This window comes from Flavobacterium aquidurense, assembly GCF_031458035.1.
GTDB lineage: Bacteria > Bacteroidota > Bacteroidia > Flavobacteriales > Flavobacteriaceae > Flavobacterium > Flavobacterium aquidurense_C.
Genome location: NZ_JAVDXR010000010.1, coordinates 57,241 through 75,273, shown reverse-complemented (window position 1 = coordinate 75,273; position 18,033 = coordinate 57,241). Strand labels below are relative to the sequence as shown.

17 protein-coding genes are annotated in these 18,033 nt (G+C 28.7%); all 17 read left to right on the top strand.

Annotation, left to right across the window (positions count from 1 at the left end):
- The first annotated feature begins 27 nt into the window (after nucleotides 1-27).
- The 17 genes from J2X17_RS15520 to rfbD all read left to right on the top strand — a co-directional run bounded on the left by J2X17_RS15520 (nucleotide 28) and on the right by rfbD (nucleotide 18,004).
- Nucleotides 28-1,134: an acyltransferase family protein gene (locus J2X17_RS15520; RefSeq protein ID WP_310299945.1), complete on the top strand. Its 1,107-nt coding sequence runs from the start codon at nucleotides 28-30 to the stop codon at nucleotides 1,132-1,134.
- Nucleotides 1,124-2,581, top strand: coding sequence for an oligosaccharide flippase family protein (locus tag J2X17_RS15515; RefSeq protein WP_310299943.1), 1,458 nt, complete (start codon nucleotides 1,124-1,126; stop codon nucleotides 2,579-2,581). The genes J2X17_RS15520 and J2X17_RS15515 overlap by 11 nt, the downstream gene beginning before the upstream one ends.
- 1 nt (nucleotide 2,582) lies before the next feature.
- Nucleotides 2,583-3,902 (top strand): hypothetical protein, encoded by a 1,320-nt coding sequence (locus tag J2X17_RS15510; protein WP_310299940.1) that lies wholly within the window; start codon nucleotides 2,583-2,585, stop codon nucleotides 3,900-3,902.
- Nucleotides 3,895-4,659 (top strand): glycosyltransferase family 2 protein, encoded by a 765-nt coding sequence (locus tag J2X17_RS15505; protein ID WP_310299933.1) that lies wholly within the window; start codon nucleotides 3,895-3,897, stop codon nucleotides 4,657-4,659. Before J2X17_RS15510 ends, J2X17_RS15505 begins: the two co-directional genes overlap by 8 nt.
- A 2-nt stretch (nucleotides 4,660-4,661) precedes the next feature.
- Nucleotides 4,662-5,774: a glycosyltransferase gene (locus tag J2X17_RS15500; protein ID WP_310299930.1), complete on the top strand. Its 1,113-nt coding sequence runs from the start codon at nucleotides 4,662-4,664 to the stop codon at nucleotides 5,772-5,774.
- Nucleotides 5,775-5,845: 71 nt separating this feature from the next.
- Complete coding sequence (locus J2X17_RS15495; RefSeq protein WP_310299927.1) at nucleotides 5,846-6,943, top strand: glycosyltransferase family 4 protein; 1,098 nt, start codon at nucleotides 5,846-5,848, stop codon at nucleotides 6,941-6,943.
- Between the two features lie 8 nt (nucleotides 6,944-6,951).
- Nucleotides 6,952-8,700 carry an acyltransferase family protein gene (locus J2X17_RS15490; protein WP_310299924.1) on the top strand — a complete coding sequence of 583 codons (1,749 nt, stop codon included), beginning with the start codon at nucleotides 6,952-6,954 and terminating at the stop codon, nucleotides 8,698-8,700.
- Nucleotides 8,701-8,809: 109 nt separating this feature from the next.
- Nucleotides 8,810-9,943, top strand: a complete 1,134-nt coding sequence (locus tag J2X17_RS15485; protein WP_310299922.1) for an NAD-dependent epimerase/dehydratase family protein — start codon at nucleotides 8,810-8,812, stop codon at nucleotides 9,941-9,943.
- Nucleotides 9,943-10,992 (top strand): WaaS/CpsH family glycosyltransferase, encoded by a 1,050-nt coding sequence (locus J2X17_RS15480; RefSeq protein WP_310299919.1) that lies wholly within the window; start codon nucleotides 9,943-9,945, stop codon nucleotides 10,990-10,992. Before J2X17_RS15485 ends, J2X17_RS15480 begins: the two co-directional genes overlap by 1 nt.
- Nucleotides 10,973-11,887: an NAD-dependent epimerase/dehydratase family protein gene (locus J2X17_RS15475; protein WP_310299916.1), complete on the top strand. Its 915-nt coding sequence runs from the start codon at nucleotides 10,973-10,975 to the stop codon at nucleotides 11,885-11,887. Before J2X17_RS15480 ends, J2X17_RS15475 begins: the two co-directional genes overlap by 20 nt.
- Before the next feature lie 61 nt (nucleotides 11,888-11,948).
- Nucleotides 11,949-13,064, top strand: coding sequence for a GDP-mannose 4,6-dehydratase (gene gmd, locus J2X17_RS15470; protein ID WP_310299913.1), 1,116 nt, complete (start codon nucleotides 11,949-11,951; stop codon nucleotides 13,062-13,064).
- A 47-nt stretch (nucleotides 13,065-13,111) separates the two neighbouring features.
- Entirely contained in the window at nucleotides 13,112-14,044 is a 933-nt protein-coding gene (locus tag J2X17_RS15465; RefSeq protein ID WP_310299911.1) for a GDP-L-fucose synthase family protein, read from the top strand.
- 60 nt (nucleotides 14,045-14,104) lie between these two features.
- Nucleotides 14,105-15,031 (top strand): MraY family glycosyltransferase, encoded by a 927-nt coding sequence (locus J2X17_RS15460; RefSeq protein WP_310299908.1) that lies wholly within the window; start codon nucleotides 14,105-14,107, stop codon nucleotides 15,029-15,031.
- The gene (locus tag J2X17_RS15455; RefSeq protein ID WP_310299905.1) at nucleotides 15,028-15,453 is read left to right on the top strand and encodes a cupin domain-containing protein; all 426 of its coding nucleotides are present in this window, start codon (nucleotides 15,028-15,030) and stop codon (nucleotides 15,451-15,453) included. The genes J2X17_RS15460 and J2X17_RS15455 overlap by 4 nt, the downstream gene beginning before the upstream one ends.
- Complete coding sequence (locus J2X17_RS15450; RefSeq protein WP_310299900.1) at nucleotides 15,446-16,585, top strand: DegT/DnrJ/EryC1/StrS family aminotransferase; 1,140 nt, start codon at nucleotides 15,446-15,448, stop codon at nucleotides 16,583-16,585. Before J2X17_RS15455 ends, J2X17_RS15450 begins: the two co-directional genes overlap by 8 nt.
- A gap of 25 nt (nucleotides 16,586-16,610) precedes the next feature.
- Complete coding sequence (rfbC, locus tag J2X17_RS15445; RefSeq protein ID WP_310299896.1) at nucleotides 16,611-17,159, top strand: dTDP-4-dehydrorhamnose 3,5-epimerase; 549 nt, start codon at nucleotides 16,611-16,613, stop codon at nucleotides 17,157-17,159.
- Nucleotides 17,159-18,004, top strand: a complete 846-nt coding sequence (gene rfbD, locus J2X17_RS15440) for a dTDP-4-dehydrorhamnose reductase (protein WP_310299893.1) — start codon at nucleotides 17,159-17,161, stop codon at nucleotides 18,002-18,004. Before rfbC ends, rfbD begins: the two co-directional genes overlap by 1 nt.
- Nucleotides 18,005-18,033 lie beyond the last annotated feature (29 nt).

The window sequence follows — 18,033 nt, the reverse complement described above, 5'->3', positions numbered from 1 at the left end:
AGTTAATCTAATATAAATTATTGAACTATGGTTGATAAAAATTATAGATTCGGATATGTTGATACAATGAGAGGGATTGCTATTTTTCTAGTTGTTTTAGTTCATACATCTCAATTTTATTTATTAGGTAATGAATTGTCAATTTTTGCAAAATACGGACAATTAGGTGTTCAGCTTTTTTTTGTAGCATCTGCTTATACCTTATGTTTTTCTATGCCTTTCTACGACAGAAAAGCTTTTAATTTGAAGCATTTTTACATTAAAAGATATTTTAGAATTGCACCATTGTATTATATTGGTATTGGTATTTATTTTTTTATAAGTTATGTTTTATATATTATCAAGGGGATAAATAATTTTGAATACTACAATGTAAAAGGGTTTTTAAGTAATATATTTTTGGTGCATTCTTTTTTTCCAAAATATAATAATTCGATAGTTCCTGGTGGATGGTCTATTGCAACAGAAGTTTTATTTTACTTAATTTTTCCTTTTCTTTTTTATTTCATAAAAAATTACTCTGTAAAAAAGACTGTATATATCATTATTATATACACATTGCTTCATCTTTTAGTTTTAAGTTGCGCAAAAGAGTTTTTTAATTTTGGAAAAATAGAGAATAATTCATTCTACTACTACAGTATAATCAATCAATTTCCTGTTTTTCTTTTTGGAATGGTAATGTTTAAAATTATAAAGAATGAAAATATTAAGTTAGTTACTTTTTTTATTTTGCCTTTACTATGCACCTTAATTATATTACTTCTTTGGTATTATAATCCGTTTTTTGCTTTTGTTTTAATACCTGTGTTTGCTGGAGTAGTTTTTTTATCATTAGGGGTTTTATTATCAGTAGTAAACATGAGATTTAAACTAATTGAAAATTTTGGTAAATTAAGTTATTCAATATATATATATCATTTTATATTTTCATGGTACTTAATTGTTCTTATTGATGGCAAAATAAGTTTTTTGAGGATTAATATCTATATACTTTATATGATGTATCTCCTAATTAGTTTGGGATTTTCATTTTTAATTGGTTTTTTTTCAGAAAAATACATTGAGCAATATTTCGTTAAATTTGGGAAGGAAATAATAAATAATTCAATAAAAAATAAAATTGGAAGATAGATTATACTTAAAAGTTAAAAAAAGCTTTTTACAAATGTTTACTGGGGAAACGATTGTTTTTTTTGCTTCATTTTTTGCAGGTTATTTTTATGCATTAATCTTGGGGCCAAATGATTATGGCGTCTGGCAGACAGCAAAAGTTTTTATTTCTTATTCAATTGTATTTACATTTAGTCTTCCATTTGTAATGAGAAGAGATTTTGTAATGTTAAGATCAGAGGGAAAACATGAGGAGGCAAAAAAAATTGCAGATTTAGTTTTTACATATGAACTCTTTCTCACTCCATTAATATCTTTAGGTCTTATCCTCTATTCTCTTTTTTTTATTGAAAATTATTTGCTAAAATTATCAATGATGACTGTTGGAGCAATTTATGTTAGTCAATTTATAGGAGGATATGGAAACTTACTTGCAAAAGGATTAAATAATTACAATCTATTAAAAAAAGCTAGTATTTTAAACGGTATACTAACTATTTTGACAGTTCCTCTCGTCTATTTTTTTGGAATAAATTCATTATTCATTGCGACAATTATAATTGCAATGATAAATTCAGTTTATTACTTCGTAAACAGACCGTTTAGTTTTAATTTGTTTTGGGATAATAAACTTTTTAAAACTTTGCTAATCATATCTTTCCCACTTTATTTACAAGATATCTCTTCTACAATATTCGATAGTATTGACAGATTAATAATTGCTAGATACCTTAATTTTTCAGAAGTAGGTTATTATAGTTTGTCAAGTTTGGTTATTATTCCTTTGAGGTTATTGATTTCAAGTTTTAGCGTCGTATTATTTACACAGTTAAATGAAAAGTATGGATTTTCTAATGCTGATCATGTTATTGAAAAACATGTAATTATACCGCATAAAATTCTTTCAGTCCTATTTCCGCCCTTATTAGGTATAGCTGTAATTTTACTTCCTACTGTTGTTACATTTTTCTTGCCTAAATATGTTTTAGGAATAAGTTCTGCACAAATAGCCTTATTTGGGATGTTCATTTTCCTCTTAAATACATTTTCTGCAAATGCATTATTTGTCGTTAATAAACAAAAAATTACTGCAATTGTTTATTTTGTAGTGGGAGTTTTTAAAACTATTCTTTGCTACTTAAGTATGGTTTATGGTTATGGTATTATAGGGATTGCTTGTTCGACAGTTATTTCATTTCTAGTTTTGGACTTTTTAATGTTAAGAATTGTTTTTAAACAATTGAAAAAGAGTCCAACTCAATTTTATGTATATTTTTTGAAAGAAATTTTTCCAACCATATTTATAGCTTTAGTATGTTTTTTATTCTTTTTAGTTTCACCAAAATTAGAAATTTTCTTTTCTTCATTTACTATAACTATTATAGGTTTGACAGTTGTATTAATTTCTAGTTTACCTATGTTGATTATTGCAAAAAATAGAGTAAAGGAATTATCTTCAAATCAATAATATGTTTTTATTTATTACCTTTATTGGTATTTATCTATTTATCAAAGGTAATAAATATCATAGTTTTCTTATCTTTTTGTTCTTGTTAACAGATGGCTTTCAATTTATTCCTGAACCTGTTTTGTTATTTGGATTTAATGTATATGGAAAAGATTATGCTCTAATTTATTCATTATCAATTTTTTTTCTGTTATGTCTAACAGGCCGAATTACATTCCCGCATAAATCAATAGTTTTTTTTAGTATTACTTTATTTTCAGTTTTTTTACTTTGTGCTGCTATTGTTGATATAGGATTTTATAATCCCTCTCTTCCAGGATTTTTATTGATTTTTAGAGTTAATTTATTTGTTTTAACTTATTTCTGGCTAAATAAAATTGATGTAGAAGTTTACAATAAAGTATTTGTATTTATATTGAAAATAACAATAATTCAATCTTTTTTATGCATACTTCAAGTTCCTTTCGGAGTCAAGCTTTTAACTGGTGGAGGAATAACAGATTTTGATGTGTTAGGATTCAATTGGTGTAGATATAGTAATTTACCTTATTTTTTATTTCCTTGTTTATTTATTCTGTTAATGTGTAAAGATTTGATTGTACCGTATAAAAAATATATTTTAATGTTATTTTTTATGGTTATTTTTTTCACATTAACCCGTACGTTAATCTTGGGAGTCGTTCTAACAATTGGTCTTTCTGTATTGTTAGGATTTTTTAAAAATCAAAAAAAGCTTGTGTTTTCATTTGTAGTTATTTTTATATTGTTTTTGCCTGTTATTGGTGCAAGAATCTTATCTTCTACAGATGATATTAATACAGTTGTTGATGCTGATGACATAGAGAATGGTACAGAGATGACATTTGCATTTAGAATTTTTCATATGGGAGAAAGATATCTTTATGTGAATCAAGATTTAAAACACAAAATTTTTGGTATCGGGTTTATACATGAAATTGATTTTCCAAGAGATGTTTTTATTTTTGGCCATAAAGATGATTCTAAGAATGGAGCAATTATTCAATTAGATCAGGGCGATATTTCGTGGTCCAATTTATTTTTAAGATATGGGATTTTTGGTACGTTATTATATTTTTTACTTTTTATGTCATTTCTTATTTGTTTTTATAAAAATAATAGACAACCAGTAGCTGCAGCCGGATTTATGTTTATGATTATTTCCTTAATACTATCTTTTGGGAGTGGTAATTTTTCGCAATTTGATTTCTTCCTAGTCCCAATGTTCTTTTTTTTCTATCTCCGTGAAGTAAAAGAGAAACCCTTTTTATTAAATTTAAAAGAAACAAATTTTAATGGATAACAATATTAAAGTAACAATAATTACGCCGTCTTACAATCAAGGACAATTCATAGAAGCAACAATTCAATCAGTTCTCAATCAAACTTATAATAATATTGAATATATTGTTTTGGACGCTTGCTCGACTGACCAGACAAGTGAAATCTTAAATAAATATGCTGATAAAATATCTAAAATTATTTGTGAAAAGGATAAAGGTCAATCAGATGCCATAAACAAGGGGTTTAAAATGGCTAGCGGTGATTTGGTAGGTTGGATTAATTCAGATGATATTTTACATTCAGATTGTGTAGAACGAATAGTCGCTCAATATAAAATTGACTCAAATGGCTCTATTTATTATAACAGTAAATGTGATATTATTGATAAGCAAAATAATCAAATAGGAATAATAGATAGAAAAATAAGCGATAGGAATTTTCTATTAAAAATAAAATATGAAGTTTTACAACCAGGATCTTTCTATTCTACTGATAAGGTTAGATTAGTTAATTTCTTGGATGAAAATTGTCATTATTGCATGGATTTAGATCTTTGGCTAAAATTATTAAAGCATGGAGGTATAATAGATATTGGAGGTAGTCCTATTGCGGGATATCGTGAATGGGAACTTACTAAGACTAGTACTGGAGCAGAGAAATTTTATAAAAATATTTACGAAGTGTTACGAAGACATGGCGCAGGTTTCCTTGATAGATCAGTAAGGAATGCAATATTATTGTATTTTAAAAATATTGTTAAGAGTAAACTTCACTGAGGATGGAAAAAAAGTCAATTCTATTTTTCTGTCCAACATTTAGTGCTGGCGGAGTTGAAAAGGTGTTTGTTAATTTAGCTAATTATTTTGCTGAGAATAATTATTCCACTTCATTCTTAGTTTGTCAACATATTGGCATATTAGATTCACAATTGAACGAAAAAGTAGAAATTTTTTCTTTAAAAAAGCGATTATCAAAATCATTGTTTCAAGCGATCAAATTTTTTAAAAGCAATAACTTTGATTTTGTTGTCACTGGTCCTCAGTTTGTTAGTATCTTATCAGTTCTTGTAATTAAATTTTTGTTACGAAAAAAAACGAAATTAATAATTACGCATCATAGTTTTTATGACTTAGATGTTAAAACTATGCCCATACTTCATTTATCTTACAAGTATTTAGTTGTTTTTTTTTATAGATATGCAGATGTAGTCATAGCGGTTTCAAATGCTGTTAAAAATCATTTGATAGCTGATGTGGGTATAGATGAAAAAATGATAAAAGTTATTTATAATCCAGTAATAAGTTTAGATTTTGACTCTTTAAAAGAAGAAGCTTTTTCTCATAAATGGTTTTCATCTGAAACGGATTTGAAAATAATAGTTTGTGTTGGTAGATTATCTAAAATTAAAAATCAAGAAGCATTGATAAAATTAATGCCTCTCGTAATTAAAGAAGTTAATTGTAAATTGTTATTAATTGGAGATGGAGAAGAAAAACAGTCTCTTCAAAAGTTAATATATGAATTGCAACTGGATTCATACATTGATATTTTGGGAGCAGTAGAAAACCCAATTAAGTACATAAAACAAGCAAACCTATTGGTTTTACCTTCTTTTTCGGAAACTTTTTCTTTAGTCGCCGTAGAGTCGATAGCGGTAGGAATACCCGTTTTGTCTACTCCCACTCTAGGTGTGTTAGAGATATTAAAAGATTGTAAGGGGTGTTTTTTTGAAGAAATTGAAAAAAGGGAAAGTTTTGCAGACAATATTATAACTATTTTAAATTCTAATGGAGAGTATGTTGATAGTGAGTATGTAAAAAAGTTTACTATAAATAATATTGGTAAATTATATGAAGATACAATTCTTACTTCTGAACCCAGGTATAAATAAAATTCATTTTATATAAAGTGACCATCATTTGGTGTCACTTTATGTTGTAACGTAGTGATTAATAGATTAACATGAAAATATTATTAGATAATATAATTTTTTCTTTGCAAAAAGCCGGAGGAGCATCTGTCGTTTGGCAACAACATTTAGAAAGATTAATAAAAGATATTGAATTTGAATGTCATTTTTTAGAATATGATAATGCACAATTAAATTTCTTTCGGAAGCAATTACTTATAGATAATAATCTGGTAGATTTGAAAAACTCCAAAATGTTGTTTCCAGATCGTTATTTTAATATTAATTCAAAAATAAATGAAAGACATATTTTTCATTCTTCTTATTATCGAGTAGATAAAAACAATAAAGCAATTAATATTACAACTGTACATGATTTTACGTACGAGTATTTTATAAAAGGATTGGCCCAAAAAGTGCATTCCTACCAGAAAAATTTTGCACTTAGTAATTCAGAAGGAATTATTTGTATTTCTGAAAGCACAAAAAAAGATTTACTTAAATTTTTACCACATATCAAGAAAGATAAAATTAAAGTAATTTATAACGGTGTTGATGATGCCTTTAAAGTTTTGAAAAATGAAAATAGTATACCTCCTAAAGCTCATCATTTTGAAGACTTTCAGTATGCAATATATGTTGGTGATAGAAAAACAACCTATAAAAATTTTGCAATGGCAGTAGAAGCTTGTGGATTGGCAAAAATTCCTTTATTATTAATTGGTGGCGGAGAGTTGTCGGAAAAGGAATCTAGATACATTGCTGATAAAGTTGGAGAGGGCAATTTTATTGCACTTTTGAATGTAAGTGTTGAAGATTTGAACTATTATTATAATAATGCTTTTTGTTTACTCTATCCATCGCTATATGAAGGTTTCGGTATACCAGTTATTGAAGCGCAACGCGCCGGATGTCCTGTTATAGCTACAAATTCATCTTCAATACCAGAAGTTATTGGAAACAAATATTTGGCTATTGATAATCCAACTCCACAAAGAATTGCCGATAAAATTAAAGAATTGTCCTTTAAGAATAATTTGAGAAAAGAAACCATTGATGTAAGTTTGGAAAAATCTAAGATATTTAGCTGGAAAAATACTTATGATGAAACAACCGAATTTTATAAGGAGCTTTACTCTAATTTAAAATAAAAATAATAATGCAAAAGAAAGAAATGTTCAGTTATAGAACAGATATTGATGGTCTAAGAGCTATAGCCGTACTAGTTGTAATATTTTTTCATTTTGGCTATTTAACTAATGGCTATCTAGGAGTTGATGTTTTTTTTGTAATAAGTGGTTATTTGATTACCAAAATTATTTACCAAGAGGCAGGTGAAAATAATTTTTCAATATTTAATTTTTATCTTAGAAGGATTAGAAGAATAATTCCTTTGGTGTTATTTATTATAATTGTTTCGTTAATTATCGGGGTTATAGTTATGTTACCTGATGATTTGGAAAACTTTGCCCAATCTATTGTTGCTACTAATTTTTTCAGTAACAATATTCTACAGCTTATTACAACTCGTGACTATTGGAATATTGTAAATGAATATAAACCATTAATGCATACTTGGAGTCTAGGAGTTGAAGAACAGTTTTATTTTATTTATCCTATTTTGTTTTTGATACTAGGAAATAGAAAAAAGTTAAAATATATACTTCCTTCACTTATATTTTTAAGCTCAATTTCATTGTTCTTATTTCTATTTTATTCAGACGCTAATGCTAAATTTTATTTAATTCAATATCGTTTTTGGGAGTTATCTTTAGGTGGGATTGGAGCAATACTAACAAATAAAAAAGAGATTAATGCTAAATTTAAGTTTGTTTTTATAATCTTACTACTATTACTTTTTTTTATTGATATTTCTAATGAACTAAAAATACTTTTTACCGTTATATCAACATTGGGAATACTATTGCTAAACAAGAATCAAGATAAATTTTCAGTTTTTATTTTAGAAAATAAAATATTGGTTTTAATTGGTAAAATAAGCTTTAGCTTGTATATGTGGCATCAAGTTATTTTAGCATATTATAGATATGTTATTTCAAATACCATTTCGCTGACTGCCTTTTTTTTACTGTTAGGGGTTATATTTATTCTTTCGCTATTTTCATATCATTTTATTGAAGAAATATTTAGGAATAAAAAGAAAATATCTGTTAAAAGTTTGTTTGTAATAGTGATTACTGCTTCTGTTTGTACCACATTAAGTTCTCTATATATCTATAAAATCGGGGGTGTAATTCATGACGTTCCAGAATTAGAAATTAGAAAAGATAATGCTAAGCGAAATATGCATGCACTATATAATGACAGAATTTATGAGATGGACAAAGCCTTTACAAGCCAAAATAATATTAAAATTTTAGTAATTGGAAATAGTTTTGGAAGGGATTGGGCAAATGTTTTATTAGAATCTAAATATGCTAATAGAATTGAAATATCCTATGTGTCTGATATTTATAATTGTAAGGATATTAATGAGAGATTGAAAGTAGCAGATTATATTTATATGGCAGAATCAGATAAAATAGTTTCTAAATATGACCTATTAAAAATTATTAAAGAATTTAATATGGATTTCAAAAAGGTTTGGATTATTGGAACAAAAAATTTTGGCAAAAATAATGGAGTAATTTACAACAATAAAGGTGAATCAGATTATTGTTCTCAAAGAATAAAAATGAACGATGGATATATTGAAGCAAATAATAGAATGAAGAGCAAATGGAAAGATAAGTATATTGACATTATTGGTTTAGTAATCGATAAAGATGGTAAAGTCCCGGTATTCACACCTGATTGTAAATTTATTAGTCAGGATTGTGCACATTTTACTCATGCAGGGGCTGTTTATTATGCTAATTTAATTGAGAAAGTAATAATAATCAAGTAAGCTAATCTTTTAAAACAGTTTAATAATTTAACAACAAAAGAAAATTATCTTATATAATTCTAAGAATAATAAAAGAAATCATCAGTTGCGATGAAATAAAACCTAAGAAATGAAAAATATTTTAATAACAGGAGGCGCTGGATTTATAGGAAGTAATCTCGCTTTGGCTCTAATTGAAAAAGGACATAAAATTACAGTTTTGGATAACCTTTCAAAACAAATACATGGTGAAAATCCTGAGGTAACCTCTCCACTGTATAAAAGTATCAAAGATAAAGTTGTATTTATTTATGGGACAGTAACTTCTAAGGAAGATTGGACAAAAGCATTGCAAAATCAAGATGTAGTAGTACATTTTGCGGCTGAAACTGGTACAGGTCAGTCTATGTATTGCATCGAAAAATACACAGAAGTTAATATCCAGGGTACCGCAATTATGCTCGATATATTAGCAAACAATAAAAATACGGTTAAAAAAATTGTTATTGCTTCTTCTCGTTCTATTTATGGGGAAGGAAAATATAGACATCCTGATTTAGGAATTGTTTATCCTTTGCACAGGAAAGAGGCAGATATGTTGGCAGGAAATTTTGAACTCAATTATAGAGATGATAAAATGCTGGAATTATTAGCTACTGATGAAGATTCTAAAATTCATCCATCTTCTGTTTATGGTATTACAAAACAAAATCAAGAGCAAATGATTATGACAGTGTGCCCAACGTTAGGAATTGCACCTGTAGGTTTTAGGTATCAAAATGTTTATGGTCCGGGACAATCTTTATCAAATCCTTACACGGGAATTTTGTCTATTTTTTCTACTCAGATAAGAAATAATAATCCTATTCAAATTTTTGAAGATGGTAAAGAAACTCGTGATTTCGTTTTTATTGATGATGTTGTTTCAGCTACAATACTTGGTATTGAAAAAGAAGAGGCAAATGGTCATGTCTTTAATGTTGGTACAGGTGTTGCAACAGATGTTCTAGAAGTAGCTAATTCATTAATAAAAGCATATAAAATTAATGTTCCTGTTACAGTAACAGGTAAATTTAGATTGGGAGATATTCGCCATAATTATGCTGACTTAACGAAGATTAAAAAATATTTAGGTTTTGAACCTACCGTTTTTTTTAAAGAAGGTATTGAAAGATTTTCTACTTGGGTTTTAAAACAGGAGATTCAAGAAGATAAATTAACCATATCTTTAGAAGAAATGAAAAAGAAAGGGTTGTTGAAATAATGGAGAGTAAAAATTTTCATAATAAAAAAATACTTTTTTTTTCTGTCAAACTTTTTAATTATGAGAACATCATTGCCAACAAATTGCGTTCTCTGGGAGCTTCTGTTGATTACTTTGATGAAAGACCAAATAATTCAATTTTTGCAAAAGGCATAATAAGATTAAAGAGAGATCTTTATAATGTTAAAATTTTAAAGCATTATAACGGTATTTTAAAGGATATTGAAAATAAAAAATACGACTATTTTTTTTTAATTAAAGGAGAGGTTGTACCACAGTATTTTATAGACAAAATAGTACAATTAAATCCTGGGATTATTTTATTGTATTATACATTTGATTCTTTTGAGAATAACCCAAATGGAATTGAAATTTTAAAAAATTTCGATCGAAAATATACTTTTGATTCAAAAGATTCGCAAGTTTACAATCTTAGCTTTAGGCCATTATTTTTCTCAGATGATTATTACAAATTAAATAACGAAAGCAAAATGGAATATGATTTGCTTTTTATTGGTACAGCACATTCCGATAGATACGTTATTAGTGAAAATACAAGTAAATGGTGTGCGAATAATAATCTGAAAAATTTTACATTTTATTATTCTCCCAGTAGAATAGTGTTTTTGTTTTTTAAATTATTTGACTCTTCTTTTAAAAAATTTAAATACAGTAAGATTTCTTTCTTTAGTTTACAACATGAGCAGATAATTGACTTATACAAACGATCGAAAGTTATTTTGGATATAAATCATCCTAATCAAAAAGGTCTGACAATGCGAGTTTTTGAGGCTTTAGGAAGTGGTAAAAAACTTATTACTACAAATCTTGAAATTAAGAAATATCCTTTTTATAATGAAAATAATATTTATGTGATTGACAGAAGTAATATAAATCTAAATTATGAATTCTTCGATAAACCTTTTATAGATATAAATGAAAATTTATATCATAGAATGTCAATTTCTGGTTGGTTAGAAGAATTGTTTTTTAGTGAAAATGATTTTGATTGGTTAAATAGTGAAAGTAATGCCTTTTCAAATGAATAAAGTATTGTTGACAGGAGCTAATGGTTTTTTGGGAAGAGAAATTATCAAAACACTTGAGGATAAACTAGAATTTACTACTTTATCCAGAAATTCTGGAGATTACCAAGTTTGTTTAGATAAAGAGACACCTAACTTTAAAGATAATTTCAATCTTGTAATTCATGCAGCAGGAAAGGCGCATAGTATTGCAAAAACAGAAAATCAAAAGCAGGAATTTTTTGAAATCAATGTAATTGGAACCCAAAATTTACTATTAGGATTGGAAAGAAGCAATGTTCCTGATTTTTTTGTTTTTATTAGCTCGGTCTCTGTTTATGGAGAAGACTTTGGTTATAATATAGATGAAGAACATATTTTAGGTGCCAAAGATCCTTATGGCCTAAGTAAAATTGAAGCAGAAAAAATCATAATGAGATGGTGTGCAAAAAATAATGTTATTTGTACAATCTTAAGACTGCCTTTATTGGTAGGACAAAGCCCTCCTGGTAATTTGGGCGCAATGATAAGGGCCATTGAAAAAGGATATTATTTTAACATTGGCGGAGGGAAAGCAAGAAAAAGTATGGTATTAGCAAAAGATGTTGCATCATTCATACAACAAGTAGTTCCAGTAGGTGGTATTTTTAATCTTAGTGATGGTTTTAATCCAAACTTTAATGAATTAAGTTTAGCGATTTCTCAAAATAGAAAAAAAAGAAAACCTTTAAATTTGCCAAATACCATGGCGATATTTATGGGTAAGTTAGGAGATCTTTTAGGCCCTAACGCGCCAATCAATTCCTTAAAAGTAAAAAAAATAAATTCAGATTTAACTTTTAGTGACAATAAAGCAAGGAGATTATTAAATTGGACCCCACAATCAGTAATAGATTATATTAATAAAAACAGAATTTAATTGGTAAATTTTCGTCCTAAAAACTCGAAATTTAAACTAGATAAAAAATAAAAATAAAAAAATGAAAATTGCACTTATAACAGGGATTACGGGACAAGATGGTTCGTACTTAGCGGAATTACTATTAGAGAAAGGTTATATGGTTCACGGTGTTAAAAGAAGAGCTTCTTCTTTTAACACGCAACGTATTGACCATATCTACCAGGATCAACACGAAGCCCACGTGAATTTTAAGTTGCATTATGGAGATTTAACGGATTCTACTAATATTATTAGAATCATTCAGGAAGTACAGCCAGATGAAATTTATAATTTAGGTGCTATGAGCCATGTTAAGGTTTCCTTTGATTCGCCAGAATATGTTGCAAATGTTGATGGAATAGGGACGCTAAGAATTTTAGAGGCAGTACGTATTTTAGGATTAGAAAAGAAAACCCGTATTTACCAGGCATCAACATCTGAATTGTATGGTGGTTTGGCTGAGAATAAAAATGAAAAAGGATTGTACGATGAGCATTCTCCTTTCTATCCACGTTCACCTTATGGAGCTGCTAAAATTTATGGTTTTTGGATTACCAAAAATTATAGAGAAGCGTATAATATGTTTGCCTGTAATGGAATTTTATTTAATCATGAATCACCACGTAGAGGAGAAACATTCGTAACTCGTAAAATTACAATGGCAACTGCAGCTATTGCTTTAGGGGAACAAGATTGCTTATACTTAGGGAATTTAGATGCACAGCGTGATTGGGGTCATGCCAAAGATTACGTAGAAGCAATGTGGAGAATCTTGCAGCAAGAAGTTCCTGAAGATTATGTAATTGCAATGGGAGAAACTACTTATGTACGGGATTTTGTTAAAATGTCATTTGCTGAAGTAGGAGTAACTATTGAATTCAGAGGAGAAGGAGTAGATGAAAAAGGATATGTAGCTTCTTGCAGTAATCCTGCATATCAGCTTGAGATTGGTAAACAAATTATTGCTGTTGATCCACAATATTTCCGTCCAACAGAAGTAGACTTACTTATTGGAGATCCAACAAAATCGAAAACTCAATTAGGTTGGGTGCCTAAATATGATTTGGCTGGATTAGTAAAAGAAATGATGGCATCAGATCTTATATATGTTAGAAAAGAAAAGATGTTAAAAGAAGTAAGGTCTACAATATATTAATTTAGGGAAATCAGAATAATTTTATTCTTGAATTAGAAATTAACATTATGAATTTAGAAGATAAAATATACATAGCTGGACATCGCGGAATGGTGGGTTCAGCTATATTACGTCAACTTAAAGCTGAAGGGTATACGAACTTTATCTTAAAAACTTCTTCGGAATTAGATTTAAGAAACCAACAAGCTGTTGCTGATTTTTTTGTAAAAGAAAAACCAGACTATGTTTTTTTAGCAGCTGCCAAAGTTGGAGGAATCATTGCAAACAACACTTATAGAGGTGATTTTATATATGAGAATTTAATGATTCAGAACAATGTGATTCATCAAGCATATGTAAACAATGTAAAAAAATTAATGTTTTTAGGTTCTTCATGTATTTATCCAAAAATGGCTCCACAGCCGTTAAAAGAAGAATATATGCTAACGGGCGAATTAGAACCTACAAACGAACCTTATGCAATAGCAAAAATTGCTGGTATCAAAATGTGTGATGCTTATAGAGATCAGTTTGGTTGTAATTTCATTTCCGTTATGCCAACCAATTTGTATGGTCCTAATGATAATTACGATTTAAAGAATTCACACGTATTGCCGGCAATGCTTCGAAAATTCATTACGGCTAAACGTAATGGAGATGCATCTGTAACTATTTGGGGAACAGGAAGTCCAAAGCGTGAATTTTTACATGCTGATGATCTTGCTGAAGCTTGTTTGTTTTTAATGGAAAATTATAACGACTCCGGACTGGTTAATATAGGAGTTGGTGAAGATATTTCAATTTTGGATCTTGCAATTTTAGTTAAAAAAATTGTAGGTTTTCAAGGTGATATTTTAACCGACACTTCTAAACCAGACGGTACTCCTCGTAAATTAATGGATGTTTCAAAATTAAGCAGTTTTGGCTGGAAAGCTAAAACAACTTTAGAAGCAGGTATCCAAAAAGTCTATGATGAAATAAAAGATACTAATTGGGAATAGGTAAAGCTTCATAAATAAATAATGGAATATACAATACTAGGAATTCTCTTAATGATTTTAATGCTACTCTACTTTAAAGTGGCAGATCATTTTAATATTATTGACAAACCTAACTTAAGAAGTTCACATACAGAAATAACATTACGAGGCGGAGGAATCATCTTTTGGTTTGCTGCCTTATCGTATTTTGTACAACACTTAGAGAATAATTATTTTTTCTTTACGGGAATTACTTTAGTAAGCTTAGTGAGTTTTTGGGATGATATTCAGAGTTTATCTAATAAGATTCGTATCTCAATTCATTTTCTAGCTATTACCCTAATTTTTTATGATTTAGGAGTATTTAATTTAGTGCCGATTTGGGGAATTGTAATAACTTACATTTTATCAATCGGACTAATTAATGCTTATAATTTCATGGACGGAATTAATGGTATAACTGGGCTTTACACATTGGTAGTTATGGGGTCGATGTTGTATGTTAATACAAAAGTTCAACTATTTATAGATGCGAGTTTCATAAAATATGCAATGATTGCAAGCGTTGTTTTTTTATTCTTTAATTATAGAAAAAAGGCAAAATGTTTTGCTGGTGATGTCGGAAGTATCGCGATAGCCTTTTGGGTAATTTATTTAGTCTTAAAGCTTATTTTGATTACAAATTCACTTATTTGGCTTTTATTTTTGGCTGTATATGGAGTAGATGCTATTTGTACTATTATGCATCGCTTGTACTTGAAACAAAATATTTTTGAGGCACACCGTCTACACTTATATCAAGTTTTAAGTAATGAGTATAAAATACAGCACAGATTGGTTTCATTGTACTATGCTTTAGTACAAATCGCAGTTTCAGCTTTAGTTATATTTTTATATCACAAAGTTGATGATGTGTTTTTATTTGTAATAGTTATCGTTCCATTACTTTTTGTTTACACATTAAAATTTTATTTGTTGAATAAACACACATTAAAATTTAACTCATGATTCCTATAATAATCCAAGGGGGGAATTTTTCAGATCATCGCGGAACAATTTCGTATGTAAATGATTTTTCTTTTAAAGATATAGAAAGATTTTACATCATCAGTAATTCTGATGAAAATCCAATTCGTGCCTGGCAAGGTCATAAATTAGATGCGAAAAATTTTTATTGTTTGAATGGATCTTTTAAAATTCATTTTATAAAAATTGATAATTGGGAAAATCCTTCAAAAGATCTAACTATCGAAACAGTAACCGTTACGGATTTAGATAGTAAAATTGTTCATATTCCTGCTGGTTATGCAAATGCGATAGAATCTTTGGAAACCAATTCAAAATTAATATCATTTTCAACTTTACCATTAGTAAATGTTGGAGATGACGATGTTCGATATCCTGCTGATTATTGGAAAATTAATGAATAATAAACGAATTCATTTATCATTGTCGGAACAAAGTGGTTTCGAACAGGAATATATTCAGAAGGCTCTAAATTCAAATTGGATTACTTCGGGAGGACCACATGTTGATGATTTTGAAAATGAAATAGAGAATTATCTTTCAGGCAAATTATTTGCAACCGCATTAAATTCCGGAACCTCTGCAATTCATTTAGCATTAATTTTATTAGAAATAAAAACTGGTGATGAGGTTATTTGTCAAAGTATGACCTTCTCTGCTTCTGCCAATCCCATTTTATATCAGGGAGCAATTCCTGTTTTTGTTGATAGTGAAGCAGATACCTGGAATCTTTGTCCCTTAAATCTTGAAATTGCAATCAAAGAGAGAATTAAGAAAGGCAAAAAACCTAAAGCAATAATTACAGTTCATTTATATGGGAATCCATACAAGGTAGATGAAATTCATGCAATAGCAGATCGCTATGAAATTCCAATTATTGAAGATAGTGCTGAAGCCCTAGGAAGTTCATATAAAGGAAAAAAATGCGGAACCTTTGGCGCTTTTGGAATATTATCATTTAATGGAAATAAAATTATTACAACTTCAAATGGAGGAGCATTAATTTCAAATTCAAAAAAGTTAAAAGAAAAAGCAATTTTTTATGCTACACAATCTAAAGATGTCGCTGTCCATTATGAGCATAGTGAAATTGGATATAATTATAGAATGAGTAATATATGCGCAAGTGTAGGGCTTGGGCAAATGAAAATTTTGAATAAAAACGTTGAAATCAGGAGAGGAAATCATGATTTTTATAAAGGTGTTTTTGAGAATATCAATGACGCTGAACTTTTCGAAGTGCTAAATCAGGATTATTATTCTAATTATTGGATGAACACTATTCTGGTTGAGCCCAATATTGAAAAAAATATAAATAGAGAAAGTTTAAGACTTGCGCTTGAAGAAGCAAACATTGAGAGCCGTCCGCTTTGGAAGCCAATGCATTTGCAGCCATTTTTTAAAAAATATCCATATTATGGCAATAAAATTGCCGAAGAGTTGTTTCAAAATGGATTATGTTTACCGTCAGGATCAAATTTGACAAAAGAAGATAAAAATAGAATTGAAGAAGTTATCAGGACTTTTTTTAATTAAATAAAATTAGGAATTACATTTTACTATGAAAATTGAAGAGACATTTATAAAAGATTTAGTCGTTGTTGAGCCAACCGTTTTTGGAGATGAAAGAGGTTATTTTTTTGAATCTTATAGTAAAACCAAATTTGAAGATTTGGGATTTGATATTGAATTTGTTCAGGATAATCAATCCTTTTCGAAAAAAGGAACATTAAGAGGTTTACATTATCAAAATCCTCCTTATGCACAAACTAAATTAGTTCGTGTTTTAGAAGGTGAAATTATTGATGTGGCTGTAGATTTAAGAAAAGATTCTCCTACTTACGGAAAATCATTTAGTGTCTTGTTATCTGCGGAAAACAAAAAACAACTTTTAGTACCTCAAGGATTTGCACATGGTTTTTCAGTTATTAGTGAAACGGCAATGGTAATGTACAAATGTGATCAGTTTTATAATAAGGCCTCGGAAGGCGGAATTAAATATGATGATTCCTCTTTAAATATTGATTGGGGAATGGATTTAGCAGAAGCTATTGTTTCTGAAAAAGATCAAATTCTTCCTTCTATTGAAAATTGTAATAGTTTATTTTAATGGAAAAAATTCTTGTAACAGGGGCATCCGGACAATTGGGATCGGAGTTGGGCGTTTTATCTTCAAAATATCCTCAATATGAATGGTTTTTTGCTGATAGAACTAAAGTTACTCTGGATAATCTGGATTTACTTGAAGTTCAGTTAAATGAAATCAAGCCTGATATAATTTTAAATTGTGGTGCTTATACTGCAGTTGATAAAGCTGAAACGGAAAAAGAATTGGCTTTTAAAGTAAATCATTTAGCAGTTGAATTAATCGCTAAATATTCTTCGCAAAATAATGTAAAATTAATTCACATCTCTACAGATTATGTTTTTGACGGAACTTCTTCAGTTGCTTTGACAGAAGACGCAGAGACTACTCCAATAAATATTTATGGAGAAAGTAAAAGAGCTGGTGAAATAGCTTGTTTAAAAGAAAACCCGAATTCAATAATCATAAGAACTTCTTGGGTTTACAGTAAATTTGGAAATAATTTCGTAAAAACAATGCAACGATTGATGCTAGAGAGAGATGCAATTAATGTCGTAAATGACCAAATTGGTTCGCCAACATACGCTGCAGATCTTGCAAAAGCAATGATTGATATTTTAAAATCTCCCGAATGGATTCCTGGGATTTACAATTATTCAAATGGAGGCGAAATAAGCTGGTATGAATTTGCTTTGGCAATAAAAGAATTGGGAGCATACGATTGTAATGTAGGAGGGATTCCATCGGCATCTTATCCAACTCCCGCAAAGCGACCTGAGTTTTCGTTATTAGATAAGAATAAAATAAAGAGAGTTTATCATTTAGATATTCCAAATTACACAGAAAGTTTAAAAAAAATGTTTATTTAAGCAAAGATGATTTCAAGATTTGATTTTGG